Origin of the sequence: Nocardia sp. NPDC023852 (assembly GCF_040639505.1) — a bacterium.
Taxonomy (GTDB): domain Bacteria; phylum Actinomycetota; class Actinomycetes; order Mycobacteriales; family Mycobacteriaceae; genus Nocardia.
Genome location: NZ_JBFAAB010000003.1, coordinates 191,738 through 217,515 on the forward strand (window position 1 = coordinate 191,738; position 25,778 = coordinate 217,515).

Annotated in this window: 27 protein-coding genes and 1 tRNA gene; 16 read left to right on the plus strand and 12 right to left on the minus strand. The window is 66.9% G+C overall.

The window, feature by feature from the left end; all coding sequences use genetic code 11:
- The first annotated feature begins 24 nt into the window (after nucleotides 1-24).
- The 5 genes from AB0H00_RS08475 (at nucleotide 25) to AB0H00_RS08495 (ending at nucleotide 5,415) form a co-directional block, all read left to right on the plus strand.
- Nucleotides 25-1,287: a virulence factor Mce family protein gene (locus AB0H00_RS08475; protein ID WP_357263458.1), complete on the plus strand. Its 1,263-nt coding sequence runs from the start codon at nucleotides 25-27 to the stop codon at nucleotides 1,285-1,287.
- Nucleotides 1,284-2,540, plus strand: coding sequence for an MCE family protein (locus AB0H00_RS08480; RefSeq protein WP_357262919.1), 1,257 nt, complete (start codon nucleotides 1,284-1,286; stop codon nucleotides 2,538-2,540). The genes AB0H00_RS08475 and AB0H00_RS08480 overlap by 4 nt, the downstream gene beginning before the upstream one ends.
- Nucleotides 2,537-3,964: an MlaD family protein gene (locus AB0H00_RS08485; RefSeq protein ID WP_357262922.1), complete on the plus strand. Its 1,428-nt coding sequence runs from the start codon at nucleotides 2,537-2,539 to the stop codon at nucleotides 3,962-3,964. Before AB0H00_RS08480 ends, AB0H00_RS08485 begins: the two co-directional genes overlap by 4 nt.
- Complete coding sequence (locus AB0H00_RS08490; protein ID WP_357262925.1) at nucleotides 3,961-4,773, plus strand: hypothetical protein; 813 nt, start codon at nucleotides 3,961-3,963, stop codon at nucleotides 4,771-4,773. The genes AB0H00_RS08485 and AB0H00_RS08490 overlap by 4 nt, the downstream gene beginning before the upstream one ends.
- Before the next feature lie 144 nt (nucleotides 4,774-4,917).
- Nucleotides 4,918-5,415 carry a h domain protein gene (locus tag AB0H00_RS08495; protein WP_357262928.1) on the plus strand — a complete coding sequence of 166 codons (498 nt, stop codon included), beginning with the start codon at nucleotides 4,918-4,920 and terminating at the stop codon, nucleotides 5,413-5,415.
- Here the strand turns inward: AB0H00_RS08495 and AB0H00_RS08500 are convergent.
- The 4 genes from AB0H00_RS08500 to AB0H00_RS08515 form a co-directional block, all read right to left on the minus strand.
- Complete coding sequence (locus AB0H00_RS08500) at nucleotides 5,402-6,841, minus strand: HAMP domain-containing sensor histidine kinase (protein ID WP_357263461.1); 1,440 nt, start codon at nucleotides 6,839-6,841, stop codon at nucleotides 5,402-5,404. The genes AB0H00_RS08495 and AB0H00_RS08500 overlap by 14 nt on opposite strands.
- 78 nt (nucleotides 6,842-6,919) lie before the next feature.
- On the minus strand, nucleotides 6,920-7,651 hold the full coding sequence (locus AB0H00_RS08505; protein ID WP_357262931.1) for a response regulator transcription factor: 732 nt from the start codon (nucleotides 7,649-7,651) through the stop codon (nucleotides 6,920-6,922).
- A 67-nt stretch (nucleotides 7,652-7,718) separates the two neighbouring features.
- On the minus strand, nucleotides 7,719-9,284 hold the full coding sequence (locus AB0H00_RS08510) for a trehalose-6-phosphate synthase (RefSeq protein ID WP_357262934.1): 1,566 nt from the start codon (nucleotides 9,282-9,284) through the stop codon (nucleotides 7,719-7,721).
- Between the two features lie 73 nt (nucleotides 9,285-9,357).
- Nucleotides 9,358-9,528 (minus strand): hypothetical protein, encoded by a 171-nt coding sequence (locus tag AB0H00_RS08515; RefSeq protein WP_327112106.1) that lies wholly within the window; start codon nucleotides 9,526-9,528, stop codon nucleotides 9,358-9,360.
- 188 nt (nucleotides 9,529-9,716) lie between these two features.
- On the opposite strand from AB0H00_RS08515, the gene AB0H00_RS08520 reads away from it, so the two are divergent.
- From AB0H00_RS08520 to AB0H00_RS08530, 3 genes are all read left to right on the plus strand, one after another.
- Entirely contained in the window at nucleotides 9,717-10,550 is an 834-nt protein-coding gene (locus tag AB0H00_RS08520; RefSeq protein ID WP_357262937.1) for an alpha/beta hydrolase, read from the plus strand.
- A gap of 169 nt (nucleotides 10,551-10,719) precedes the next feature.
- Nucleotides 10,720-10,962, plus strand: coding sequence for an MbtH family protein (locus AB0H00_RS08525; protein ID WP_011207082.1), 243 nt, complete (start codon nucleotides 10,720-10,722; stop codon nucleotides 10,960-10,962).
- Nucleotides 10,963-11,077: 115 nt separating this feature from the next.
- A tRNA-Thr gene (locus AB0H00_RS08530) sits at nucleotides 11,078-11,149 on the plus strand.
- A gap of 523 nt (nucleotides 11,150-11,672) precedes the next feature.
- Here the strand turns inward: AB0H00_RS08530 and AB0H00_RS08535 are convergent.
- Genes AB0H00_RS08535 through AB0H00_RS08545 form a run of 3 tightly spaced genes read right to left on the minus strand, consistent with a single transcriptional unit; the run spans nucleotide 11,673 to nucleotide 12,313 of the window.
- Nucleotides 11,673-11,921, minus strand: coding sequence for a helix-turn-helix domain-containing protein (locus AB0H00_RS08535; protein ID WP_357262940.1), 249 nt, complete (start codon nucleotides 11,919-11,921; stop codon nucleotides 11,673-11,675).
- Nucleotides 11,908-12,114 (minus strand): hypothetical protein, encoded by a 207-nt coding sequence (locus tag AB0H00_RS08540; protein ID WP_357262943.1) that lies wholly within the window; start codon nucleotides 12,112-12,114, stop codon nucleotides 11,908-11,910. The genes AB0H00_RS08535 and AB0H00_RS08540 overlap by 14 nt, the downstream gene beginning before the upstream one ends.
- Nucleotides 12,104-12,313: a hypothetical protein gene (locus AB0H00_RS08545; protein WP_357262946.1), complete on the minus strand. Its 210-nt coding sequence runs from the start codon at nucleotides 12,311-12,313 to the stop codon at nucleotides 12,104-12,106. The genes AB0H00_RS08540 and AB0H00_RS08545 overlap by 11 nt, the downstream gene beginning before the upstream one ends.
- A 400-nt stretch (nucleotides 12,314-12,713) precedes the next feature.
- On the opposite strand from AB0H00_RS08545, the gene AB0H00_RS08550 reads away from it, so the two are divergent.
- The 3 genes from AB0H00_RS08550 (at nucleotide 12,714) to AB0H00_RS08560 (ending at nucleotide 16,743) form a co-directional block, all read left to right on the plus strand.
- Nucleotides 12,714-13,643 carry a helix-turn-helix transcriptional regulator gene (locus tag AB0H00_RS08550; RefSeq protein ID WP_357262949.1) on the plus strand — a complete coding sequence of 310 codons (930 nt, stop codon included), beginning with the start codon at nucleotides 12,714-12,716 and terminating at the stop codon, nucleotides 13,641-13,643.
- Between the two features lie 347 nt (nucleotides 13,644-13,990).
- Nucleotides 13,991-14,506 (plus strand): hypothetical protein, encoded by a 516-nt coding sequence (locus tag AB0H00_RS08555; RefSeq protein WP_357262952.1) that lies wholly within the window; start codon nucleotides 13,991-13,993, stop codon nucleotides 14,504-14,506.
- 515 nt (nucleotides 14,507-15,021) lie between these two features.
- Nucleotides 15,022-16,743: a glycoside hydrolase domain-containing protein gene (locus AB0H00_RS08560; RefSeq protein WP_357262955.1), complete on the plus strand. Its 1,722-nt coding sequence runs from the start codon at nucleotides 15,022-15,024 to the stop codon at nucleotides 16,741-16,743.
- A gap of 64 nt (nucleotides 16,744-16,807) precedes the next feature.
- Here AB0H00_RS08560 and AB0H00_RS08565 read toward each other — a convergent pair whose 3' ends face one another.
- Entirely contained in the window at nucleotides 16,808-17,233 is a 426-nt protein-coding gene (locus AB0H00_RS08565; RefSeq protein ID WP_357262957.1) for an HIT family protein, read from the minus strand.
- Between the two features lie 50 nt (nucleotides 17,234-17,283).
- On the minus strand, nucleotides 17,284-17,661 hold the full coding sequence (locus AB0H00_RS08570) for a PH domain-containing protein (protein ID WP_357262960.1): 378 nt from the start codon (nucleotides 17,659-17,661) through the stop codon (nucleotides 17,284-17,286).
- Nucleotides 17,662-17,843: 182 nt separating this feature from the next.
- On the opposite strand from AB0H00_RS08570, the gene purD reads away from it, so the two are divergent.
- On the plus strand, nucleotides 17,844-19,115 hold the full coding sequence (gene purD, locus AB0H00_RS08575) for a phosphoribosylamine--glycine ligase (protein WP_357262963.1): 1,272 nt from the start codon (nucleotides 17,844-17,846) through the stop codon (nucleotides 19,113-19,115).
- A gap of 27 nt (nucleotides 19,116-19,142) precedes the next feature.
- On the opposite strand, the gene AB0H00_RS08580 is transcribed toward purD, so the two are convergent.
- Complete coding sequence (locus AB0H00_RS08580; protein ID WP_357262966.1) at nucleotides 19,143-20,120, minus strand: M23 family metallopeptidase; 978 nt, start codon at nucleotides 20,118-20,120, stop codon at nucleotides 19,143-19,145.
- Nucleotides 20,121-20,174: 54 nt separating this feature from the next.
- Between AB0H00_RS08580 and AB0H00_RS08585 the strand changes: the two genes are divergently transcribed.
- From AB0H00_RS08585 to purB, 3 genes are all read left to right on the plus strand, one after another.
- On the plus strand, nucleotides 20,175-21,344 hold the full coding sequence (locus AB0H00_RS08585) for a pyridoxal phosphate-dependent aminotransferase (RefSeq protein WP_357262969.1): 1,170 nt from the start codon (nucleotides 20,175-20,177) through the stop codon (nucleotides 21,342-21,344).
- Between the two features lie 128 nt (nucleotides 21,345-21,472).
- On the plus strand, nucleotides 21,473-22,111 hold the full coding sequence (locus AB0H00_RS08590) for a TetR family transcriptional regulator (protein WP_357262972.1): 639 nt from the start codon (nucleotides 21,473-21,475) through the stop codon (nucleotides 22,109-22,111).
- Nucleotides 22,112-22,262: 151 nt separating this feature from the next.
- Nucleotides 22,263-23,684, plus strand: a complete 1,422-nt coding sequence (gene purB / locus AB0H00_RS08595) for an adenylosuccinate lyase (protein ID WP_357262975.1) — start codon at nucleotides 22,263-22,265, stop codon at nucleotides 23,682-23,684.
- A gap of 49 nt (nucleotides 23,685-23,733) precedes the next feature.
- On the opposite strand, the gene AB0H00_RS08600 is transcribed toward purB, so the two are convergent.
- Together AB0H00_RS08600 and AB0H00_RS08605 are read right to left on the minus strand one after the other, a co-directional pair.
- Nucleotides 23,734-24,090 carry an HIT domain-containing protein gene (locus AB0H00_RS08600; RefSeq protein ID WP_357262977.1) on the minus strand — a complete coding sequence of 119 codons (357 nt, stop codon included), beginning with the start codon at nucleotides 24,088-24,090 and terminating at the stop codon, nucleotides 23,734-23,736.
- 166 nt (nucleotides 24,091-24,256) lie between these two features.
- Nucleotides 24,257-25,351, minus strand: a complete 1,095-nt coding sequence (locus AB0H00_RS08605; RefSeq protein ID WP_357262980.1) for an alkene reductase — start codon at nucleotides 25,349-25,351, stop codon at nucleotides 24,257-24,259.
- A 46-nt stretch (nucleotides 25,352-25,397) separates the two neighbouring features.
- Here AB0H00_RS08605 and AB0H00_RS08610 point away from each other — a divergent pair, with 46 nt between their 5' ends.
- Nucleotides 25,398-25,769 carry a MerR family transcriptional regulator gene (locus tag AB0H00_RS08610; RefSeq protein WP_357262983.1) on the plus strand — a complete coding sequence of 124 codons (372 nt, stop codon included), beginning with the start codon at nucleotides 25,398-25,400 and terminating at the stop codon, nucleotides 25,767-25,769.
- Nucleotides 25,770-25,778: the final 9 nt, after the last annotated feature.

The window sequence follows — 25,778 nt, forward strand, 5'->3', positions numbered from 1 at the left end:
GGTGCCGCCGACCATCGCTCGGTTATGAGCGCAGTACGGAAACTGCCCCGCTGGGTGCTTGTACTGGCGGGCGTGCTGGTCGCCGCCCTTGTGGCGGTGGGTGCGTGGAACGGCATCACCCGGATCGGAACCACCGGCATCACGGCCTATTTCCCGTCCACCTCCGGCCTGTACCAGGGCGACGACGTGCGCGTGCTGGGTGTGCGGGTCGGGAGGATCGAATCGATCGAGCCGGGCAGCGACCGGGTGAAGGTGTCGATGACGCTCGACCGCGGCATCGACATCCCCGCCGACGCACGGGCCGTGATCATCTCGCCTTCGCTGGTCTCGGCGCGGTTCATCCAGCTCGCGCCGGCCTATACCGATGGACCGAAGATGAAGGACGGCAGCGAGATTCCGATCGAGCACACCGCTGTGCCCGTCGAATGGGACGACATCAAGGCGGAATTGTCCAAGCTGGCGACCACGCTCGGCCCGGTCGGTGACGACGCGCAGGGCTCGTTCGGTCGCTTCATCAACACTGCCGCCGACAATCTCGACGGCAACGGCCAGAAGTTCCGCGACACATTGCATGAGTTGTCGGCCACGCTGAACACGTTGTCGGACAGACGAACCGACCTGTTCGGCACAATCCGCAACTTGCAGAAGTTCGTCGACGTGCTCGCGGCGAGCAACGAGCAGATCGTGCAGTTCGGCGGCAGACTCGCGTCGGTGTCCTCGGTGCTGGCCGGTGTCTCGTCGGATCTCGGCGCCGGACTGGACAATCTGGACGCGGCGGTGGCCGATGTGCGCCGGTTCATCGAGGGCAACGGCGCCGAGCTCACCGAGGGCGTGCAACGGCTGGCCGATGCCACCCAGGTGCTGGTCGACAAGCGACCTGAGCTGGAACGGGTGCTGCATTCCGGGCCGACCGCGCTGGTCAACTTCTACCAGATTTACAAGCCCGCTCAGGGAACCCTGACCGGCGCCATCGCACCGACCAACTTCGCAGACCCGCTCAGCTTCCTCTGCGGGTCGGTGCGCGCGTTGGAGACCAACGACTCCGACCGCAGCGCCGATCTCTGCGCGCAGTATCTTGCGCCGGTCCTCAACACCCTGGCCATGAACTACGTGCCGATTATGGCGAACCCGGCCAGCGGCGTCACCGCGTTCCCGAACCAGCTGGTGTATTCCGATCCCAGCCTGGCCGGGCGGGTGGCGAGCGAAACGCCGCCGCGGCCACAACCCGCGCCGGTGAGTGTGCCGAACGGCATTGCCGGACTGGCCATTCCGGGAGGAGGGCGATGATGCCGACGCGGCGAATGCGCCGGACCACCGCCCTCGTGGCGGGGCTCGCGGTGGTACTCGGGGTTTCCGGCTGCCAGTGGGACGGGCTGAACTCGCTGCCGATGCCCGGCACCGAGGGCACCGCGCCCGGCTCCTACCAGGTGCGTATCCAGATGCCGAACGTGACCACGCTGACCAGGAATTCACCGGTGCGGGTGCACGACGTGACGGTGGGCACGGTCTCGAAGATCGAGGTGGAGGACTGGCACGCGCTGGTCACCGTCACGCTGAACCCCGACGTGCGGCTGCCCGCCAACGCGGTCGCCGAGATCGGGCAGACGAGCTTGCTCGGCTCCAACCATGTGGAGCTGGCCGCGCCGTCCGACCAGACCGCCGAAGGCCGGCTGCGCCCCGGCGATATCATCCCGCTGGCGCGGGCCGGCGCCTTCCCGACCACCGAGCAGGTGCTGTCCTCGCTGTCGGTGGTGCTCAACGGCGGCGGCGTGTCCCAGCTGGAAACCATTACCCGGGAACTCAATTCCGCGTTCACCGGCCGGGAGGACGCGATCCGGGATCTGCTACCGCAACTGAACGAACTGACCACGAACCTGGACCACCAGACCGGGGACATCATCGCCGCGATGAGCGGACTCGACCGGCTCGGTGGCCAGCTGGCCCAGCAACGCGACGTGGTTGCGGCCGCCATCGAGCAGATCCATCCCGCATTGACCGTGCTGGCCGATCGCAGGGCGAACATCACACGGGCGATCACCGCGCTCGGCGAGCTGAGCGATGTCACCCAGCGGATCATCGATGCGGGCGGCAATGATCTGAAGGCCAACTTGCGCAGCCTATGGCCGGTGTTGCAATCGCTGGCCGACACGGGCAACAACCTCACCGAGGCGCTGAAGATCCTGCTCACCTTCCCCTTCCCGATGAAGAACCTCGATCACGCGATCAAGGGCGACTACCTGAACCTGTTCATGACGGTGGACATCACGGGCAGGCGGCTGGACTCGAACTTCCTCACCGGGACACCGCTGGGTGGGCGCTTCGGTGGCGTCGAGGGCGCGCTCGGCAGCTTCGCCCCGGGCACGGCAGCCCAGAACGGTGACCCGGCGACCGGGCCGCTGCAGGCGCCTCCGCCCGCCGCGAGCCAGCAGCCGGCGCCGACCATTCCCGGCCTTCCTCCGATCCCCGGCCTGCCCGCCATTCCCGGGCTGACCGTGCCCATGCCGGGCAATGCTGCGCCGCAAGGGAGTCCGGGACAGTGACGCTTACTCGATTTGTCCGCACCCAGCTGATCATCTTCTCGGTACTGACGGTGATCGGCCTGGTGGTGATGGGTGGGACGTATGTGAAGCTGCCTGCGATGTTCGGCATCGGGCGCTACGAGGTGACAGTCCAACTGGCCGCGACCGGCGGTCTCTACCCGACGGCCAACGTCTCCTACCGCGGCACGAATGTCGGTCAGGTGAAGGAGGTTCGGCTCACTCCCGCCGGGGTCGACGCGAAGCTGTCGATCGCGAGCGACTACGAAATCCCCTCGGACGTCGACGCGTGGGTGCGCAGCGTGTCGGCGGTCGGCGAGCAGTACGTCGACCTGGTGCCCGCCGAGCACCGCACGGGCGGCAACCTGCATGACGGCAGCGTGATCCCAGTGCAGCGCACCAAGCTGCCGCAGGATGTCGGGGCGCTGCTCGACCAGTCGGACCGGCTGCTGTCCAGCGTCGCCGACACCCGCCTGCGACAGGTCATCGACGAGGCGTTCCTCGCGTTCAACGGTGCGGGCCCCGATCTGCAGCGGTTCATTGATTCCGCGGCGTTGCTGGTGCAGGAGGCGCAGAACAACGCGGAGCCGACGAAGCAGCTGATCGACCAGATCGGACCGCTGCTGGACACCCAGACCCGATCGGATGCCGCGATCCGTTCCTGGACCGCCGATCTGGCGACCGTGACCGATCAGCTGCGCGGCCACGACCCCGCGCTGCGCGGCGTGCTGCACAAAGGACCCGCCGCGATGCAGCAGGTGAGTTCGCTGTTCAACGACCTGAAGCCGACCCTGCCGCTGGTGCTGGCCAACCTGGTCAGCGTCGGCCAGGTTGCCGTGACCTATCACGCCGGACTGGAACAGATCCTGGTGGTCTACCCGCCGCTGGTCGCGGCGCTGCTCACGGCGGTCCGCGGTCCGCTCGAGTACGGTGCCCTGGTCGACTTCATGACCGTTGTCAACGACCCTCCCGCCTGCACCACCGGTTTCCTCCCGCCGGACCAGCGCCGCTCGCCCAGCGAACTGGACACCGTGGACACGCCCCCCAACCTGTACTGCAAGGTTCCGCACGACGCGCCCGAGGCCGTGCGCGGTATCCGCAACACGCCGTGCGCGGAGGTCCCCGGTGTACGCGCCCCGACGCCGGAGTTGTGCCGGACCGGGTATGCCCCGGTGGGCAACAACCCGCCGATCGGCCCGCCGCAGCCGGTCGCGCCCGCGGCCGCGCCTCTCGCGCGGGAACCCGTGGGTGTCGCACCCGCGAGTTACGGCGGCGGCACACCGGCCGCCGCGAGAGCGTACGACCCGGACACCGGCGTCTACATCGGCAGCGACGGGCGCACCTACCGACAGGGCGATATCGGACCGGACGGTTCGGGCACGGTACCGTCGAGCTGGCAGGCGATGCTCGAGGAGCAGCAACGATGAGTGATATCAACGGAGATGGTCATCGCACGCGGCGACGTGCGGTGCGCTCGGCCGGACCTCCGGTCGAGGGGAACGAGACCTCGACCACCACAGACGTCAAGACCTCGGCTACGGAGGTCATCTCGGCCCGCGCCGCGGTTCTCGGCGCCGGAACATCCGGCCCCGCCGCGGACAGCGGGCCGGCTTCCGTTGACGACGCGAACGCCATGACGGAGCCGGACGTGGTGGCCTCGGCCGCCGACACGCCGGCCGACCAGGAATCGGGCGTTCTCGCGAAAGCCGAAGCCGCTGCCGCGCCCGCCGACGAGAAGGAGAACAACGGCCGCCGCGTCCCGCAGCTTCTCGCACTGGGCGCCGCAGCGCTGCTGGTCCTGGCGCTGGTGTGCGGTGCGACCCTATCGGTGTTCGCGGTGCGTTCGGCGGACCAACGCGACGCGCACCGCGACGAATATGTGCAGACCGCCCGGCAGGCGGTCGTCAACCTCACCACCATCCGCGCCGATTCGGCCAAACAGGACATCGATCGGATCCTGTCGCTGGCCTCGGGCGAGTTCAAAACCGAGTTCGACGGACGGGTCGACCCGTTCACCAGCATCGTGCAGCAGGCCAAGGTGGTCTCCAATGGTGAGATCGTGGCGGCCGCGCTGGAGAGCGACGACGACCGCTCCGCGCGCGTCCTGGTCGCCGCCAAACAGACACTGACCAACGCGGGCCAAGCCGAGCCGCAGACCAGGTATTACCGGTTCCGAGTGACCGTCACCCGCGGCGACGCCGGCCTGAGCGTGTCCGATGTGGAGTTCGTGGCATGAGCGGTCAGGCCCGGAGGAGGCAGCGAAGCGTGACCACGGAGGGCTCCGCTCATGCCAGAGAGGGCACAGCATGAGCGGTCAGGCCCGGAGGAGGCAGCGAAGCGTGACCACGGAGGGCTCCGCTCATGCCAGAGAAGGCACAGCATGAGCGGTCAGAACGGAATTCGAGGCAAGATTCTGCTCGCGATCGTCGGCGTGGTGGTCGCCGCGGCGGCGGTCATCGGCGGCGTGAACGGCTACCGCTACTGGGACGACCGGCAGGCCGAGCAGTCGCGCGCGGATGCGGTCGCGACGGCGGGCCGCACCGTCGAGGCGATGTTCACCTACAACCCGCAGACAGTCGACACCGAGCTGAGGAAGTCGGCGGACAACCTCGGTGGTAGCTTCCGCGACGACTACCTGACGCTGATCGACAAGCAGATCGCACCGGGCGCCAAGGAGAAGCAGCTCACGGTCACCGCGACCACCCAGGCGAGTGGCGTCATCTCGGCCGACCGCACTCACGTCGAAGTTCTACTGTTCCTCAATCAGGTCACGACGAGCAAGGACACCCCGCAGGGCACCACCACCGGCAGTCGCGTCCGTGTCACGTTGGCGAAAACGCACTCCCGCTGGTTGGTCGAGGCGGTCACGCCGGTCTGATTGTCGAGAACCGGTGGCCGTTTCGATTCGGCTGGTCCGAACTCGGCGGCGTTCGGCGGGGCAGCCGGACGGTGAACGTCGTACCCTCCTCCGGTGTGCTTCGCACGGCGACTGTGCCGCCGTGTGCGGTCACCAGGGCCTGCACGATGGACAGACCCAACCCGGTGCCGCCGCTGCTGCGGGCGCGTGAGGTATCGGTGCGGTAGAAGCGCTCGAAGATCCGCTCCGCCTCCTCGGCCGGCAGTCCGGGGCCGCTGTCCGCCACGTCGAGCACGACGTGGTCGGCGTCGGATGTCAGCAGTACCTGCACCGCAGCGTCGGGCGCGGTGTGCGTGACGGCGTTGTTCAGAAGGTTGGTCAGAACCTGGCGCAGCCGTGCCTCGTCACCGATGACCTCCAACGTCCCCTCGCCCGGTTGAACTTTCAGCTCGATGGTGCGCATCGGTCCGTCGGTATGCGCGGCCGCGACCACCGCCCGCACGTTGTGCACGGCATCGCTGGCGACGGCAAGCAGGTCGACCGGTCCCAATTCCAACGGACGCTGTGCGTCCAGTCGCGCCAGCATCAGCAGGTCTTCGACCAGAACGCCCATCCGCTGGGACTCGCGCTCGATGCGATCCATGATCTTCTCCGGATCGGTGGTGGCGCCCTGGCGGTACAGCTCGGCGAAACCGCGGATCGTCGTGAGCGGGGTGCGCAACTCGTGACTGGCGTCCGCGACGAACTGACGCATACGCTCCTCGGACCGCCGTGCGGCGTCCTCGGACGCCGCGGTCGCGGTGAACGCACGCTGGATCTGCGCCAGCATGCCGTTCAGCGAACGCGACAGCCGGTCGACCTCGGTGTTCTTGCCGCGCACCGGAACCCGGCGATGCAGGTCACCCTGTGCGATCGCGGCGGCGATGTTCTCGACCCGGCGCAGCGGGCGCAGGCTGCGCCGGACCACGAAGTACGCGATCACCGCCAGCGCGGCGAGCACGATAAGACCGACGATCAGCTGCAGCATCAGCAGCCGGTGCACCGTGTCGGTGTTCTGGGTGAGTGGCAATGCCACGGTGGTCGTCGCGCGTGGTGTGCGCACCGTCAGCACGCGCCACTGGATCGGTCCGCCGTTCGCGGAGCCGGTGGTGAAGGGGCCGGATCGTGGCGTATCCGGCAGGGCGGGTTCGGCGTCGACGCCGAACGCTTTGATGGAGAACGACCGTCCGTCGACGATCTGTACGCGAACGTAGAACTGGCTCGGCGCATGGCGCGGGTCAGGCGGCAGCACCGGCGGCGGCGGTACCCGCTCTCGGCGGGACCACTCGCCGGCGCCCTCGCGCAGCTGCTGGTCGGTGCGGTTGGTCAGCTGCTGCTCCAGGCCGGAGGTGACCACCATTCCGGAGATGAGCAGGCCGAGGCCCGCCGTGAGGACAAGCAGCACCATCAGTGTCACCCGCAGCGGGATCGCGGAGAGGGCGCCGGCCGCTTTCGTGCGGGCCGTCGCGAGCCGACCCGGGCTCACCTAACGCCCAACCCGGCGATTGGGTGCGCGCATGACGTAACCGACGCCGCGCAGGGTGTGGATCAGGCGAGTGTCGCTGGTGTCGACCTTTTTGCGCAGGTAGGAGACATAAGTTTCCACGACGCCGACCTCGCCGCCGAAGTCGTAGCGCCACACGTGGTCCAGGATGCGTGGCTTGCTCAGCACCGTGCCCGCGTTGACCATGAAATAGCGCAGCAGCGTGAACTCGGTGGGGGACAGCGCCACCGGCTCCCCCGCCTTCCACACTTCATGGGTGTCGTCGTCGAGTTCGATGTCCTCGAAGCGGATGCGCGAACTCTCCCGCTGCGGTGCGGCGTGGCCCGCGCGGCGCAGGATGACGCGTAGCCGGGCCACCACCTCTTCGAGGCTGAACGGCTTGGTGACGTAGTCGTCCGCCCCAAGGGTGAGGCCGGTGATCTTGTCCTGCACGTCGTCGCGCGCGGTGAGAAACAGCACGGGCGCGTCGATGCCGTCGGCGCGCAGCCTGCGCAGTAGACCGAAGCCATCCATACCCGGCATCATCACGTCCACGATGAGCGCCTGTGGCCGGAAGGTGCGCGCCCTGTCCAGCGCCTGTGCGCCATCGGCCGCGGTGTCCACGTCGAAGCCCTGATAGCGCAGGCTCACGGCGAGCAGCTCGACGATCATCGGCTCGTCGTCCACCACCAGCACCCGTGCCTCGGGTGTTCGCTCCGCAGGCGCACCAGTCATTGCTTTATGGTCCAGGACGCCGCTGCGAAGTTCCTGGATGAAAGCTGGGCGGTTCCTGTGAACGCCATCAGCGCGACGGCGTGTGCGATTCCGGGTAGATGTCGTCGTCGGTCAGCAGCGCGCTACCCGCGACCTGATCCTGCGCCAACGCGTCGAGGAATGCCCGTGCCCAGCGGTCGACGTCGTGGGCGAGCACCTGACGGCGCAGCGAGCGCATTCGCCTGCGCTTGGTGTCCCTGTCGTCCTCCAGCGCGGAGACGATGGCGTCCTTCACGCTGTCCAGATCGTGTGGGTTGCACAGATACGACTGGCGCAATTCGGCTGACGCGCCGGTGAATTCACTCAACACCAGGGCGCCGTTGAGCCCGCTGTGACAGGCGACGTACTCCTTGGCGACCAGGTTCATGCCGTCGCGCAGGGGCGTGACCAGCATGACATCAGCGGCCAGGAAGAACGCGATGAGCTCGTCGCGCGGGATCGGCCGGTGCAGGTAATGCACCACCGGGTAGCCGACCCTGGCGAACTCGCCGTTGATCCGGCCGACCTGACGTTCGATGTCGCCGCGCATCTGGATGTAGCTCTCGACGCGCTCGCGGCTCGGGGTGGCCAGCTGGACCATCACGGTCTCCGCCGGATCGACCCGGCCGTCGACAAGCAGCTCCTCGAGCGCATTGAGCCGGATATCGATGCCCTTGGTGTAGTCCAGCCGGTCGACGCCGAGCAGGATGTTCTTCGGATTGCCCAGCTCGGCGCGGATCTTGGCGGCGCGCTCGCGCACCGACCTACGTCGGGAGTGCTCATCGAGTTCGGCCGAGGCGATCGAAATCGGGAACGCACCCACCCGGACCGTGCGGAACCCCACCTGCACGACACCGAGCTTGGACCGCACACCGATCGAACCGCGCGAGGTCGGCTGGCCGGCCAGCCTGCGGGCCAGATAGAGGAAGTTCTGCGCGCCGCCGGGCAGGTGGAACCCGATCAGGTCGGCGCCGAGCAGGCCCTCGACGATCTCGGTCCGCCACGGCATCTGCATGAACAGCTCGACCGGCGGGAACGGGATGTGCAGGAAGAACCCGATAGTCAGATCGGGGCGAAGCATGCGAAGCATCTTGGGCACAAGCTGCAGTTGGTAATCCTGCACCCACACCGTCGCGCCCTCGGCGGCGACCTTCGCGGTGGCCTCGGCGAAGCGCCGGTTCACCGTGACGTAGGCGGCCCACCAGTTGCGGTCGTAGACCGGACGCACGATCACGTCGTGGTAGAGCGGCCACAGCGTGCCGTTGGAGAAGCCCTCGTAGTAGTCGCCGACCTCCAGCGCGGACAGCGGGACCGGATGCAGTTCGAGGCCGTCCTCGATGATCGGCTCGACGTCGACGTCGGGGACGCCGGCCCAGCCGACCCAGGCGCCCTTGTTGTTGCGCAATACCGGTTCCAACGCGGTCACCAGACCGCCTGGGCTGCGCTTCCATCGGGTCGTCCCGTCGGGCAGGCGTTCGAGGTCGACGGGGAGCCGATTGGCGACGACGACGAAACCGGAGCCCGATTCGTACGGGCCGTCGCTCGCGGCCGCGGTCTCAGCAGGGGAAATATCTCTGGCGTGCTCGGAGTCGTCGGACGGGTTCATCTGGTCCACTCACGCATCCTTCGCGTTGCTGTATCCCGCTGGAGTTGTGCAGTCGACGTCGCCGTTGGCGTCGAATAAGAGGTTATTCGCTCCGGACGCTCGGTCCAATACCCAACATAGACAACAGCATTCGGCACTCATCGGCATCCTCTGCGTAGGCCGCGACCACCCGCTGTGCCTGCCGTGCTGTCTCGTCGGCGAGCGGTTCCAGATCGTCGTCCGCGATGTCGTTCGCGCTGCCTTTCGCGGCCATCTTCAAGTCCTCCCGGCTCAGTACCCTCGTACGTGCGAATAGTCAATGGTATGCGACGTTCGGACCTCCGTCCGCCCCGGAGTTCCGCGGCGCACCCGCGCCACGTCGACCGCACCCCGGCTGGTGCGCCGACCTGTCCCGCCCCTATACCGTGGGAACCGCAGCACCAACTCCACGAAAGGGTCGACATGCCGCTGGCCACGGTGAACGGAATTTCCCTCAATTACCAGGTCAAGGGTGATCGCGCCAAGGGCGCCGACGTCAAGGGCTCCGCGCCGCTCGTGGTCATGATCATGGGCACCGGAAGCCCGGGGCGGGTGTGGGAGCTGCACCAGGTTCCCGCGCTGGTCGCGGCCGGTTACCGGGTGTGCACGTTCGACAACCGCGGGATCGCGCCGTCCTTCGAGGCCGCCTCCGGCATGACAGTCGACGAACTGGTCGCCGACACCGCCGCCCTCATCGAATTCCTCGCCGAGGGGCCCGCGCTTGTCGTCGGCACCTCGATGGGCGCGCGGGTAGCGCAGGAACTGGCCCTGGCCCGCCCAGATCTGGTGCGTAAGGCGGTATTCATGGCGGGTCACGGGCGACTCGACCAGTTCCAGAAGACGCTGTCGCTCGGCGAGCACGAACTGGACGCCAGTGGGGTGAAACTGCCGCCGAAGTACGAGGCAGCGGTCAACGCGGTGATGAACCTGTCGCCCGCGACCATGGCAGAGCCGAACGCCGCTCGCGACTGGCTCGATCTGTTCGAGTTCACCGGCGGACCGGTGACGCCGGGTATCCGTGCCCAGCGCAGGATGGACCACGATTTCGACCGTGTGCAGGCCTACCGGGCGATCCGGGTGCCCTGCCTGTCGGTCGGGTTTGCTGACGACCGGATGATCCCGCCATACCTGTCCAGGGAGATCGCCGAGGTCATCCCGGGCGCGCGGTACCAGGAAGTGCCGGATGCTGGACATTTCGGATATCTGGAACGGCCGGAGGCGGTCAACAAGATCCTGCTCGACTTCTTTGCGAGCTGATTGCGAGTTTGGCGAGGGTACTGAGGAGGTAATCGCTCTGGCGTAACGTGTGCCTTGCTAGGGTCGAAACAACGCACGGGGTATCTCGGCGCTTGCGGTTCGTGTAACCCCAGCGCCGTGTGAACCCGGAGCGATCCCGTACATAGCGCCAGTATCCAGTGAGGTGAAATTGAGCACCAACCCCTTCGATGACGAAGACGGCCGCTTCTTCGTCCTGGTCAACGACGAGGAACAGCATTCCTTGTGGCCGGCCTTCGCCGAGGTTCCGGCGGGATGGCGAGTCGTGTTCGGTGAGGACAGCCGCGCCGCCTGTGTCGAGTACGTCGAGAAGAACTGGACCGACATGCGTCCGAAGAGTCTGCGCGACGCAATGGCCGCGGACGACGCGGCCCGCCAGGGCGCCCAGTCCTGACACGCGGTAATCGATACTGCGTCGGGACGATCTGATCGACCGCCGACTACGTGACATCGGAAACCCGGTGTCACGTAGTCGGCGCGCCCGGTTATGATGACAACCGCTTTTCCCCGCCTCCTTAGCTCAGTGGTAGAGCACTCGCCTTGTAAGCGAGCGGTCGTCAGTTCAATCCTGACAGGGGGCTCTTTTCCGGCCGTTGCGTGGCTGAGCCGAGTGGTCGAGGTCGTGCCGTTGTTGTCAGCGAGCGGTCGTCAGTTCGATCCTGACAGCGGTTTTCTCGGGACGGCGGTCAACCTGCGCGTTTGCCGGTTCACCGCCGTTTATGGCTCCCTCGCTTGTCAGGGGTGTTGACACGATTTTGGTCACAATTTGCTCCAGGCCTCGGTGTCGGCGCCAAACGCTCCCAGCAAGGCAGGGGTCGGGATCCGCGCCCCTCAGGCAGGCGCGCCTCACGTCGCTGGTCATCGCAACCCCTGCGCGACTTCTCGTTCCGTCTCGTTCCCTACAACGAGCTCGACTGCCACCGGTAGGGGTGGTTCACCCGGCGACCGATCCGATGGCATTGGAGCAGTTACCGGAAGTCGCCCCGCCGGGCGCGGCGACGCCGACACACGTCGCCCATCGCTGGCGTCCACGTACACGCATGCTACGTTCCGTGCTCGGTTCTTCCCGGCTTCTGCCGGGACGCTCTATGGGTGCCGTCGACCTCAGACATCGGTGGTCCGATACTCGCGGTAGGGGCGTGTCGCGGCGAGGCGACGGCCGCGGTCGGTGATCCGCCAGTAGGTGGGGACCCCATCGGTGCCGGATGCCCACCCGTCGTGAGCGAGGAATGTTGCGGCGGCCCGCGCGGTTGTCGGCGCGAGACCTGTCCGGGTGCTCAGTTCCTGCGTCGTCAGTGGCTGGCCTTGGGCGAGGGCGCCGAGGACCACTGCCTGCGCTCTATCGAGTGCCATCTGGTTTCCGCGTCAGCGCGCGCAGGGCGGCGGAGACTTGTTGGGGCAGCTCCAGCGACTGGCCGCCGCTGATGTTCTCGAGTAGTTCAGCGTTTTCCTCGGGGCTGTAGGGCCAGCCATAGGCGCCGATGATCGACCGGGCACCATCGATGTGGCTTTGTCTGATGCCGAGGGGCTCGGTGTCATTCGCCATGGTCGGCTCCGTCTCCGGAGCCGAGGATGTAGGCCGCTGCCGACAGGTACTGCAGGCAGGTTGGGCCGTGCCCGGAGTGGACGTCGTGGATGAACTGGGCCTGCTCCAGCGACCGGAATGCGCCCTCGTCGTGGCATTTTCGGTGGAAGTGGCGCCACATCTCGGCGTCGGCGAGGGTGGTCATCGGATGGCGCGCCATGGTTTGACGATCTTGGCTTCGATGAGGACATCGAGTGCGGCGGCTTTGTCGGCGCACGTTTCGGTGTCGCAGCCGATCCTTGCCTGCCACACCAGGTGTGCAACATCGGGGGCGTATGGGACATCTGGTGCGGGATGGCACGTCTCAGCGCTTCTCACGGGCCGATCGAAAAAACAGATCGTGCCGTAAAAGGCAGCAGCGACCGTGAACGCGATCAACAGAGCTATGGGCATTGGGCTATCCCCCAGGCGTGTCGTGTGTGTTCTGTTGGTGGGCATCCGACGCCGAGGATTCTGGGTCGACCCGGCGGCGGGTGCTACGTCGAGCATCGACCGAATCGGATTGAAGCCGGGGCAAATACGCGTCCACATCCGTCCACAGCCGCGCTACGGTGATCTGTATGGAACCCGGTGCGCTGCTGCGTGCCGCTCGCGAGGCGGCGGGTATCTCGCTGCGCGCGATGGCCGAGCGGACCTACTACGGCAAGACGTACCTGTCACTGATCGAGACCGGCCAGCGCCCCGTACCTGCCGGTGTAGCCGCCGCCTACGAAAGGGTGCTGGGCGCGGACTTGGAGCGGCTGACGGCGGTAGCGCGAACGCCAGCCAGCGTAGACACCGCCGCCCTGTCCGATGTGGCGGTGATGTTGGCGGCTACGCGCCGGATCGAGGACGTGGCAGGGGCTGTGGCAGTACTCCCGGCGGCGCGCGGGATGTCTGCCATGACCGAGACCTTTGCCCGTGAGGCACGCGCGGCACGGACCGAGGCAGCTTCCCTCGCGTCTGAGGTAACGCAGTACCGGGGATGGCTGGAGCACGCGATAGGAGCCGACGCTGCCGCCCGGCGTAGCGTCGGCACGGCAGTGAGCCTGGCGAAGGAGTCCCGCGACCCGGACCGGCTAGCGCACAGCCTGGGCTTCCTCGGCTACGTGACTGTCAGCGCCGGGAATTACGGCGAGGTCATCGCCCTCTCGGACGCCGCGCTCGCGGTACCGGACGCGCACCCCACCATCAGGGCCTACGGGCGAATGCGGCGAGCTGAATTGTTGGCCGCGCACGGGGAGACGCGCGAAGCGCAACACGCGCTGGCTATGGCGGACGCGGCGGCGGAAGCGGCGGACAGCATGGAACCCCCTGCGTCGATGTATTGGTGGAGCCCCGGATTCGGGGCCGTGCAGCGTGGGGGCGTTCTGTCGATGCTGGGGCACACGGCCGAAGCAATCGAGGAGGCGACACACGGGCTGGCCGCGATGCCAGACGAGCACCGCCGGTCTGAATGGTTGGCATCGGCGCTGCGCCGCGTCGACCCGGACATGAGTGCTGACGCCTGATATCACTTCATCCGGTAACGGTGCGATGATCCGCCGGTTTCCGAATCGGCGACGTGCTGGCGCTGGCGCGGCGGTAACTGGCTGAGGTGGTTCGGCGGCATAGGCTCAGCAGTATTAGCGAACTGCTTTGCTGCGTCGCGGATTCGAGCGACCATGGAACGCGACCGAGTAGGCCGCGACAAGGGAGGGGCAACGGATGGAAACCGGAACTGTCTGGCGCTGGAAACCGCGTAACGGTACCGGCGTGATCAAGCTCGATGACGCCGACAGCACGCTTGTCTGGTTCCATCTGTCGGACGCTCGTGGGGATCTCGACATCGCCACGATCGCAGAGGGGCTACCGGTCGATGTCGAAGTCGAGCCGATCCCACAGGGGGAATTCAAATGTCGCGCAAAATCGGTACACCGAAGAAAGTGATCGTCGCCGCCCTGGCCACTGCTGCGGCCATCTTTGCCGCAGCCCCAGCGAACGCCGAGCCCGGCTTGCCGATTTCCGTCCCGGTGACCAGAGCTACAGATACGACGGGAAGTACGGAAAGTTTACCGGGGACGCCGTTTATGCGAGCCAGCAGCCGGACGGCGGTAACCGGCTCATCTGGTCATTGCAGCTCTCGCCGTACGTGCGGGGGCTCATCGTCGGCAATACGATGGCGTGCGGGGCCTACGTCGACGGCAAGTCCGGATACTCGGACAACCACAGCGCTATCCCGGCGGACTACCGGTGGCATTCGATGGTGCCGAATCTCGAACTCGACAGGCAGTACAAACTTGTCATGAGCTGCGCATTCCAAGCCACCAATGGTCATGTCGTCTCGCCCGGTCACGCTGACTTTCAGATGGTTTTTACGCTGCATTCCAGCTGACTCGAGATCGCGATCATCTCCTACTGGGCTACGAGATCCTCGAATGGGAGACCGACACCCTCGTGGCCCACCCTGCTCCATCCGCTGCCAGCCGGCATGCCAAGGCAGTCGTCATCGACAACGCCACTGTCACTTTCGGAGCTACCGTGAACCACGGCATGTGCTCTGCACCGTGCGCGTCGAAGCTCTGGTTGTCGGCCAAAAGAGACCGACTGGGCGGTTTTGTAGTTGGAATATTTGCCATTTTCATCACGGATGTAGCCGAGTTGTTCTGTGCCGCTGCGCCTCTCTGCTTCGTCGCACACCTGACGAAATGCCGGACGGGTCGCGCTGAAAGTGCCTCGACATCACAAGCGAACACCGGATCGGCCACAAAAACCATATGGCGACATCCTTTTCGCCCACCGTGCCGAATCTATTTATGTCGAGGTTTTCCTCAGCTGGAAGTTGCTGAGGTGAACGAATATACCGCGTCGTTCCAGATGGGCACGCGGACTCGAACACGGGGGTGTGTGATGACTGAGTTGATCGATTTCTCTGCCGCGCTGATCGACCCACAGGCGATCAAGGACGCCGGATACGCGGGGGTCATCGGCTATTTCTCCGACTCCAGGCCTGGTACGAACTTCGGCGCGAAGCCGCTGACCCGCGACTACTGCGACCGGCTGCGCGCCATCGGACTCGAGGTGGTGACCAATTATCAGTACGGCAAGGGCGATACGTCGGACTGGAAAGGCGGATACGACGCGGGCGTACATCACGCCCGAATCGCGCTCGACTACCATTTCGCTGCCGGGGGGCCGGGTTTCCGGCCCCTGTATGCGCCCGTCGACTCGAATCCCTCCCTGCAAGAGTGGAATTCGCAGATAGCGCCGTTCCTGCGTGGCTGGGCATCGGTGGTCGGCTTGGAGCGGACCGGCATGTACGGCAACGCGCGCTGCATCGAGTGGGCGCTCGAGGACGGCGTCGCCACGTGGTTCTGGCAACACAACTGGTCCGGTGATGCCTCGATCAACGGGGACCATCCCTCCGCACACATCCACCAGATCCGCATCGACCGCGACCAGGTCGCCGGCGTCGTGGTGGACGTCAACAGGGTCCTCGCCGACGACTACGGCCAGTGGTCGAAAGCGGTCACGCCGGATCCGAATCAAGGGGGAAGCGCGAACAAGCCGGATTACGTCGAAATCGATCGGATGGGTAACTCGGCTTCCAGTCGTCACGGTGCGCGGATCAAGAATTTCCTGCTGCACACGCAGGAGGGTAACGGGACCGCGGAAAGTCTGGCCAACTACCTCAACAACCCCAGTAATGGAGTGAGTTACCACTACACCCTCCGTGATCGCGTGGTCGTCGATGTCGTCGACACAGACCTGGCGAGCTGGTCTGTGCTGGACGCGAACCCGTATACGATCAATCTCTGCTTCGCCGGAAGTCGCGTCGCGTGGAGCCGCGATGTCTGGCTGTCCATTCGCGATGACATTCGGATCGCGGCGTGGCTCGCGGTGCAGGACGCCCGCAAATTCGGTTTCGACACGTATGTCATCCAGCCGCCCTACGAGGAGCGTGCGGGGATCTCCGATCACAAGTATGTGACGGAGTGTCTTGGGATCGGCACACACACGGATGTCGGACCAAATTTTCCGTGGGATGTATTCGCCGACGATGTGCGGAGCTTTGCCTCTGGCGGATCGGGCGGGTCGGAGCCGAACGCGATCAACGATTGCGCCGCCGCGAATCCCTGGTTGGGCAATCGGATCACCGACGGCGAAATCGCGACCCCCGACGGTGTGGGCCGATTCGCGGAGTTCGAGCACGGTCATATCTATTGGCACCCCACGACCGGCGCCCACGCCATCCCGGAAACGTTATGGGATAAATACGAGGAATTGCGCTGGGAGACCGGCCCGCTCGGCTATCCGGTCACTGACCGAACGGTGCTGCACGGGCCGGACGGCGAGCCGTCCGGCGAGGTGCAGGATTTCCAAGGCGGAGCACTCTACCGCCAGGCAGCAAGCGAGCACGCTTTCTGGTTGCACGGCGCTATCCGCGACCGGTGGAATCGCTCCGGCTACGAGAACGGCCCCCTGGGATGGCCGACAAGCGACGAAATCTCTTGGGATACCGGCACTTACCAGAATTTTCAGCACGGCAGAATCTTCTGGACCCCGAGCCAGACGCTGGCAACGGTCTCGGTCGGGGGAATTGATACTCCTCTGCACGACGTGCAGGCTTGACGAAGAAAACGGTCCGACCGCGTTTGGCGGTCGGACCGTTCTCTCGCGCGGGTCGGTACCGGGTTCAGTCGGGGACGTTGTTACCGTGGCCCAGGTCACGCAGAGCCTGCTTGATCTTGGCCTGGGCCTCGTCGAGGGACTCGGGACTCGGGTTCGGGTCGGCGCCGGAGATGTCGAAGTTACCCATCGTGAAGGCCGGGAACACGTGGACGTGCAGGTGCGGTACTTCCAGACCGGCGATCAGCAGACCTGCGCGCGGCGCGTCCCACGCCGCGCGCACGGCCTGGCCGATCTTCTGGGCGACGCCCGTCAATCGGGCGAAGGTGTCGGCGTCGACGTCCTGCCACTGGTCGATTTCCTTGCGCGGCACCACGAGGGTGTGGCCCGCGGTGACCGGGGCGATGGTGAGGAAGCCGACGAATTCGTCGTCTTCCCAGACGAATCGGCCCGGGAGCTGACCGGCGATGATCGCGCTGAAGACAGAAGCCATGCTCCGCAGACTAGACCGGTCCGTCCGCCCTGACGCCGAACCGGCAGGTGTCAGACCGCCACGAAGTGCGACAAGATGCCCTGCACCTCGTAGATGTCCACCTGCCGGTTGAACCTCTTCAGCAGGGGCTCGGCGGTGCCCGCGATCCAGATGGCCAGTTCGGCGTCCAGATCGAAGGTGCCCGCGGTCTCCACCGAAAAATGGGTGATCGCACGATAGGGGACGCTGTGGTAGCTCACCTTGCGACCGGTGACGCCCTGTTTGTCGATCAGGATCAGGCGGCGGTTCGTGAACAGTATGGCGTCGCGAACCAGCAGGTATGCGGCGTAGACCTGTTCACCGTTGCCGAGGAGTTTGGCGTACTCCTCTTGCGCCTGGCCCGGATCGATCCGTCCGGCATTGCCCATCAGTCCGTCGATCAGACCCACTGTTCCGCCTCTCCGCGTATTTGCCGGTCGAAGTGTGGCTCGAAATAAACATTACGGGCCGGCGGTCGTGCGTGTGATCGGCTTTGTGACGGCACCGAGCTCGGGCTGCTGGAGCAGCTGAACGGGTGAACGGACGGTACTACTCGCCCGGTCGGTGACGGACAGCCTTTAGGCTGTCTGCCGTGCGTGTACTCGTCATCGGTTCCGGAGCCCGTGAACATGCCCTCGTCCTTGCCCTGCGCAGGGATCCCGCGGTGCATGCGCTCTTCGCCGCCCCGGGCAACGCGGGTATCGCCCAGCATGCGCAGACCCGCGCGGTCGACCCGAGCTCCGCGGAGGCGGTGGTCGGGCTGGCCGCGGAACTGGCGGCCGACCTCGTCGTGATCGGACCCGAGGTACCACTGGTGCTCGGCGTCGCCGACGCGGTGCGTGCAGCGGGCATCGCCTGTTTCGGTCCGTCGGCGGCGGCCGCCAGGATCGAGGGTTCGAAGGCGTTCGCCAAGGATGTGATGGCTGCGGCGGGCGTGCGCACCGCGCAGAGCGAGGTCGTGGACAACCCGGCTGAGCTCGACGACGCACTCGACCGCTTCGGCCCGACCTGGGTGGTGAAGGACGACGGACTGGCGGCCGGCAAGGGCGTCGTGGTAACCGCGGACCGCTCCGCAGCGCGTGATCACGGCGCCGAATTACTCGAGCAGGGCCATCCGGTGCTGCTGGAATCGTTCCTGGACGGGCCCGAGGTATCGCTGTTCTGCCTGGTCGACGGTGAGACGGTGGTTCCGTTGCTGCCCGCACAGGACCACAAACGCGTCGGTGACGGCGACATCGGCCCGAACACCGGCGGCATGGGCGCTTACACGCCGCTGCCCTGGCTGCCGGAGACGACGATCACCGCGATCGTCGATGACGTCGTGAAACCCGTGGCAGCCGAGCTGGTTCGGCGCGACAGCGGGTTCTCCGGTCTGCTCTACGCCGGCCTCGCGATCGGCGCGGCCGGTCCCGCCGTCGTCGAATTCAATTGCCGCTTCGGCGATCCCGAGACCCAGGCGGTGCTCGCGCTGCTGGACAGTCCGCTCGGTGAACTGCTGAACGCCACAGCCACCGGCACGCTCGCGCAGGCGGCCTCGCCGCGTTGGCGTGACGGGGCCGCGATCACCGTGGTGCTTGCCGCGGAGAACTACCCCGGCCGCCCCCGCCTCGGCGACGCTATCGCCGGCGCGGCGGAAGGCGCGCTCGACGAGGCCGCCACCGTCCTGCACGCGGGAACCGCGCTGCGCGAGGACGGCGCGCTGGTCTCCGCGGGCGGCCGCGTGCTCAACATCGTCGGCGTCGGTGCCGATCTCGCCGAAGCTCGCACGCACGCCTACGACCGCATCGCCGCGATCAAGCTGCCCGGCAGCCACTACCGCACCGATATCGGCCTGGCCGCCGTCGAGGACCGCATCACCGTCTGAGATCGAAGCGATGCCGGCGTCGTGGGCTCAGCCGAAGGTCAGACCGCGCAGCGCCAGCCAGGCCTGCGGGTCCACGTGCTGCCCGCCGACGATCACCTCGAAATGGAGGTGCGGGCCGGTCGAGTCACCGCGGTTGCCCATGCGGGCGATCTGCATGCCCGCGGGCACCCGCTCACCGACCGAGACGAAGAAGTCGTACATGTGCCCGTACACGGTGATGCTGCCGTCGTCGTGCCGGATCCGCACCCAGAGGCCGAAGCCCTGGGCCGGGCCCGCGTCGATGACCGTGCCGTCGGCGACCGCGTAGATCGGGGTGCCGAGCGGGCCCGCGATGTCGATTCCGTTGTGGAACGTGCCCCATCGGGAACCGAAGCCGGAGGTGAACGTGCCGCGGGCGGGCAGAACGAAGCCGGAGATACCCGGCCGCGTGCCGGGTTGCACCGGTGCGCTTCCGGTCATCCACGGCTGGCGCTCACCGGCGACCGCGGCGGCCGCCTCGCCTTTCGCGCGTTCGAGAGTCGCTCGCGCGGCGGCCGCGACCACCGCCTGCTCGCGCAGCCGCTCACCGTTCGCGATCGCGTTCAGCAACCGGCGCGCCGACGGCGGACTGTTTTGCATCTGCGGCGGATAGGCGACGGCGACGCGCTGGGCCCGCTCGGGTGCCGGGGTGCGATCCGTGACCGTCCCCGCGAAAGACGTGTCGCTCGCGGCGAACACCGCGGCCACGGCCAGCCCGGCCAGCAGTACCTTGTGCTTGCGCGCCAGCGCGAGCAGTTCCTCCCCGCTGGGCCGTCGCTGCCACATCTCGCGCGGGTCCGGCTTGCGTTCCCATAATGTCCGCCGTTGGGATCGCAGTGCCCACAGGGAGCTCCCGGCTCCCAACAGTGTGCGCAGTCTCTGCTCGGAACCCTTTCGCACCGGCGCGCGCCAATCACGCGGAATGACTCCGATGCCACCCACTCCGCGCACTCGGTCGAGCCCGTCTCGTCGCGCTTTCTCGAGCATTACGGCGACCATAACCCGGACCGCACGTCGACCGTGTGCTCTACCGTCTGTCGAGTGTCCAGAGAATCTCGCCGGTCGACCATTCCCCCTTTCTACGTGATGGATGTCTGGAAAGCCGCCGCGGAACGGGCCAGAACCCACGGCGACGTGCTCGTACTCGCCGCGGGCCAGCCGTCGACGCCCGCGCCCGCGCCGGTGCTGCGGGCGACCCAACTCGCGATCCGATCCGAATTGCTCGGCTATACCGAGACTTTCGGCATCCTGCCGATCCGCGAGGCGATCGCCGAGCACCATCGCGAGACGTACGGCTATCCGGTCGATCCGGACGACGTGGTGATGACGACCGGCTCGTCCGGCGCGTTCTCCCTGATCTTCCTTGCGGCGTTCGACCCCGGCGACACCGTCGTGGTTGCCCGCCCCGGCTATCCGGCCTACCGCAACACCCTCACCGCGCTCGGTTGCCGCGTGCTCGAGTTGGACTGCGGCGCCCACACCAGATTCCAACCCACCGTCGCCATGCTCGAAGCCCTGCCGGAACGACCCGCGGGCCTGGTCGTGGCCAGCCCCGCCAACCCGACCGGCACGATGATCGCCCCCGCCGAGTTGGCCGCGCTGGCCCGCTGGTGCGAGGAACACGGCACCTTGCTGATCTCCGACGAGATCTACCACGGCATCACGTACGACAGCGCGGGTGCGGACAGCAAGACCTCCTCGGCATGGGAGACCTCGCGGGAATCGGTGGTGATCGGCTCCGTCTCCAAGTACTTCTCGATGACCGGCTGGCGGCTGGGCTGGATGCTGGTGCCGAGTGGACTGCGCCCCGCGTTGCAGCGTCTGGCGTCGAATCTGACCGTCTGCCCGCCCGCCATCTCGCAGTACGCGGCGCTGCACGCGTTCGGCGCGGAGGCCAAGGCGGAGCTCGACGGGCACGTCCGGCGTTACGCGGTGAACCGGCGGTTGCTGCTGGACGGGCTGCCGAAGCTCGGCATCACCGAGCTGGCTCCCGCCGATGGCGCTTTCTACGCCTACGCCGACATCGGCCATCTCACCGACGACTCCCGCGCGTGGTGCACGGACGTGCTCGACCACATCGGTGTCGCGCTCGCGCCCGGCGTCGACTTCGACACCGTGAACGGGCACCGCACGGTGCGCTTCTCCTTCGCGGGGGCCACGGCGGACATCGAAGCGGCGCTGCTGCGTCTAGGGCACTATCTCGGTGCGTGATCCGCCTGTCGAGCAACAACTTTCCGCAGTTCGGCACCGTGGCCGCGCGGATGCGGTAAAACAACGTTGATTGCTTTTCCTCGCTGATTTCCTCTGGAAGAACTGATGATGACTGGCACGATGGCACGGTGATCACCGCGACGACCCCGAAAGGCGAACGGCGTCGCCAGGCTTTGGTATCCGCTGCCGCCGAGTTGCTGCTCGAAGGCGGATTCGACGCGGTGCGGCATCGTTCGGTCGCGACGCGCGCTGACCTGCCCCTGGCGTCCACCACCTACTACTTCGAGTCCTTGGACGATCTGATCGCCCGGGCGGTCGAGTTCAGCGGTAACGCGGAGCTGGACGCGATGCGCCGCAGGGTCGGCGAGGTGAGCCACCGCCGCCGCGGTGCCGAGGCCACCGTCGATCTGGTGCTCGACCTGCTGGTGGGGACAGACGGACCCGACGAGCTCGCGCGCGGCCAGCTGATCGCCCGCTACGAGCGCTCGGTGGCCTCGGCGCGCCACCCAGAGCTCCGGGAGGTGCAGCTCCGCCTGCGCGCACAGCTGGACGAACTGCTGGCCGACGTGCTGCGCCGGTCCGACCGGATGGTGCGGCCGGAGCAACTACGCAGGCTGGTCGCGGTGGTGGACGGAGCCGTCGTCGCGGCGCTCACCGAAATGGAGCCCGAACCGCGACGGATGGCCCGCGGCGCTCTCCTCGAGGTGATCGACATCGTCGCACCAGCGACGCCCCAGCAAGTGGATCGTTTCCGGGCACTAGACTGACCGGTCGTGAGCGAGCGAACCATCGACACAGTGCCCCAGGGCACGACGGAGCCGAGCGTCAGCGAGGTGGAGTCGTGAGGGAGCGAAGCGAGCGAACCATCGACACAGTGCCCCAGGGCACGACGGAGCCGAGCGTCAGCGAGGTGGAGTCGTGAGCCTCGTCCCCAACGTTCTTGCCACCCGTTACGCCAGCCCCGAGTTGGTGCACCTGTGGTCGCCCGAATACAAGATCGTGCTCGAGCGACGGTTGTGGCTGGAGGTGTTGCGGGCGCAGTCGGAACTGGGCATCGAGGTGCCCACGGGTGTTGTCGCGGACTACGAGCGGGTGCTGGACCAGGTCGACATCGCTTCGATCGCCGAACGCGAGCGGGTCACTCGCCATGATGTGAAGGCTCGCATCGAGGAGTTCAATGCTCTGGCCGGGCATGAGCACGTGCACAAGGGCATGACCAGCCGCGATCTCACCGAGAACGTGGAGCAGTTGCAGATCCGGCTTTCGCTCGAGCATGTGCATGCGCACGGTGTCGCGATCGCCGCGCGGTTGGCCGAACGCGCCGCCGAGTATCAGACGCTGGTGATGGCGGGCCGCTCGCACAACGTCGCCGCGCAGGCCACCACCCTCGGCAAGCGGTTCGCCTCCGCCGCCGACGAGCTGCTGATCGCGCTGACCCGGCTGCGTGAGCTGATCGACCGCTACCCGCTGCGCGGGATCAAGGGCCCGATGGGTACCGCGCAGGACATGCTGGACCTGCTCGGCGGCGACCCGGCCAAGCTGGCGCGGATGGAGCAGCAGGTGGCCCGGCATCTGGGGTTCGCCACCGTGCTCACCAGCGTCGGCCAGGTGTACCCGCGTTCGCTCGACCACGATGTGCTTTCGGCGCTGGTGCAGGTCGGCGCCGGTCCCTCGTCGTTCGCGCACACCATCCGGCTCATGGCCGGCCATGAGCTGGTCACCGAGGGCTTCCAGCCGGGGCAGGTGGGTAGCTCGGCGATGCCGCACAAGATGAACACCCGCTCGTGTGAGCGGGTCAACGGCCTGCAGGTGGTGCTGCGTGGCTACGCCTCGATGGCGGCCGAGCTGGCGGGCGCGCAGTGGAATGAGGGCGACGTGTTCTGCTCGGTGGTGCGCCGGGTCGCGCTGCCGGACGCCTTCTTCGCCATCGACGGGATGATGGAAACGTTCCTCACCGTCCTCGCCGAGTTCGGCGCCTACCCGGCCGTCATTTCCCGCGAGCTGGATCGCTACCTGCCCTTCCTCGCCACCACTCGTATCCTCATGGCGGCGGTTCGCACCGGCGTCGGCCGCGAAACCGCGCACGAGGTCATCAAGGAGCACTCCGTCGCTGTCGCCCTCGCCATGCGGGAGCAGGGCCGCGAACCGGACCTGTTGGACCGCTTGGCCGACGACAGCCGCCTCCCGCTCGACCGCGCCGCCCTGGTTGCCGCGCTGTCCGACAAGTCCGCCTTCGTTGGCGCCGCCGACGCCCAGGTCGCCGACGTCGTGGGCCAGGTCCAGAAACTGGTCGACCGCTTCCCCGACGCGGCTCGCTACATGCCATCTCCAATCCTGTAGCGCGGTGAGGATTTTCGCCGCGAATCGTTGTCGTAGTCGGCAGACCCGGTCACCAACGGTTTTCGAGCATCGAGCCCAAGGCGTGTCCGCCGACGAGGTGCAGATGCAGGTGATAGACCTCCTGGCCGCCGTGGCGGTTACAGTTCGAGATCACTCGATACCCCTTCTCCGAAATGCCTTCCTGAGCGGCGATCTTCGCTGCTACTGCCAGCATTCGTCCGAGAGCTGGTTCATGTTTCGGCTGGACATCATTCAGTGTTGGAATCAGCTCGTTCGGAACTATCAACACGTGTGTAGGGGCTTGTGGACGAATGTCCCGAAAAGCGGTAACCAACTCGTCCTGGTACACGATGTCGGCCGGGGCCTCACCCCGGACGATCCTGAGAAACGTCGTATCCACAGCCACTCTGCCTACACCTCGCGGCTCTCGCTGTCGATCGCCATGGCCGCTACCTGCGTGGCCTGCCCCCCACGAGCGGCACATATTGCGGCATCGGCCGAGTAGGTCCGCCACGGTGTGCCACTCGTAGGTGCCGAGGCTGGTCGCGGACGGCGACGAGCGCAGCGGTCGACTATTCCGCGTGCTGATGCGCGACTGCGCCTGCTGTCCAGCTCGGGTAGTCGCTATAGCCTTCGGCAGTGCGCCCATAGAGCATCTCCTCGCGGATCGGGGCCAGCGGGAGATCGTGCCGGATGCGATGGACGAGGTCGGGGTTGGCGATGAACGACCTGCCGAAGGAGACCAGATCGGCGAGCCCGGCGCGCAGCACGGTTTCCGCGCCGGCCGCCGTCGTCGGTGCACGGTTCTCGCCGATGTTGGCCACGAGTGTGCCGTGCCACCGCGGCCGCAGGTCGCCGAGTGCGTGGTAGCGGTCGTTGTCGGTGAGATGCAGGTAGGCGAGGTCGCGGCGGTCGAGTTCGACGACGAGGGCCTGGTAGAGCGGCGCCGGATCGGCCTCGACCATGGCGAACTGGGGGTTGCCGGGGGAGAGGCGGATGGCGGTCCGCCGGGAGCCGATGGCGCCGGTCACCGCGTCGACGACGGCCAGCGGCAATCGCATGCGGTTCTCGATCGAGCCACCGTACTCGTCGTCGCGCAGGTTGGTGTTGTCGGCGAGGAACTGGTGGACGAGATAGCTGTTTGCCCCGTGGATTTCGACACCGTCGAAGCCTGCCGCGATGGCGTTGCGCGCGGCTGTGGCGTGCTGGTCCACCACCGCGGCGATGTCGGTGCGATCGAGGGCGCCCGGCGTGATCGGGTCTGCCTTTCCTCCGTCGATCAGATGCACGCGGTCGTCGTCCAGCACGGCCGACGGTCCGGCGGGCCAGGATCCGTCGATCCGCGCGAGCGGATGGCCCTTGCGTCCGCCGTGCATGAGCTGCGCGAAGATCCGGCCGCCGCGTGCGTGCACGGCCTCGGTGACGTGCCGCCACGCCTCGACGTGCGCGGGCGTCTGCAACCCGGGCACCCACGCCTCGCTCTGCCCGGTCGAATGCGGCCAGATGCCCTCGGTGACGATCAGCCCGGCCGTCGCTCGCTGGGCGTAATAGTCGGCGACGTCGGTGGTCGGCGAGCCGTCGGGGAGGGAGCGCAGCCGCGTCATCGGCGACATCACGATCCGGTTGGGGAGGTGGAGCGAACGGTTGCGGTATTCGGTCAGCAGCATGGCTGTACGGTAGAACCTGACATCAATGTCAGGTCAAGGAGCGAACGTGCGTATCGGTGAACTGGCCGAGCGGACCGGCGTGAGCGTCCGGTCGCTGCGGTACTACGAGACCAAAGGCCTGCTGGCCTCCGAGCGAACCTCCGGCGGGCAGCGGGAGTACCCGGAGGCGGCGGTCGACCGGGTCCGGCGCATCCAAGAAATGTTCGCCGCGGGTCTGCACAGCGAGACCATCGGCGAGCTGCTGCCGTGCATCCACGACATTGATGGCACTCCCAACGCGCTGGCGACGCCGTTCCTGGTGGAGAAGCTCACCGAGGAGCGTGCGCGGATCGACCGGGCCATGCACGATCTGCGCCGGACAAGCGACATGTTGGACGGCATCATCCAGGCTGCGGGCGGCGAGGCGCCCGAACAGTAGGGTGGACGT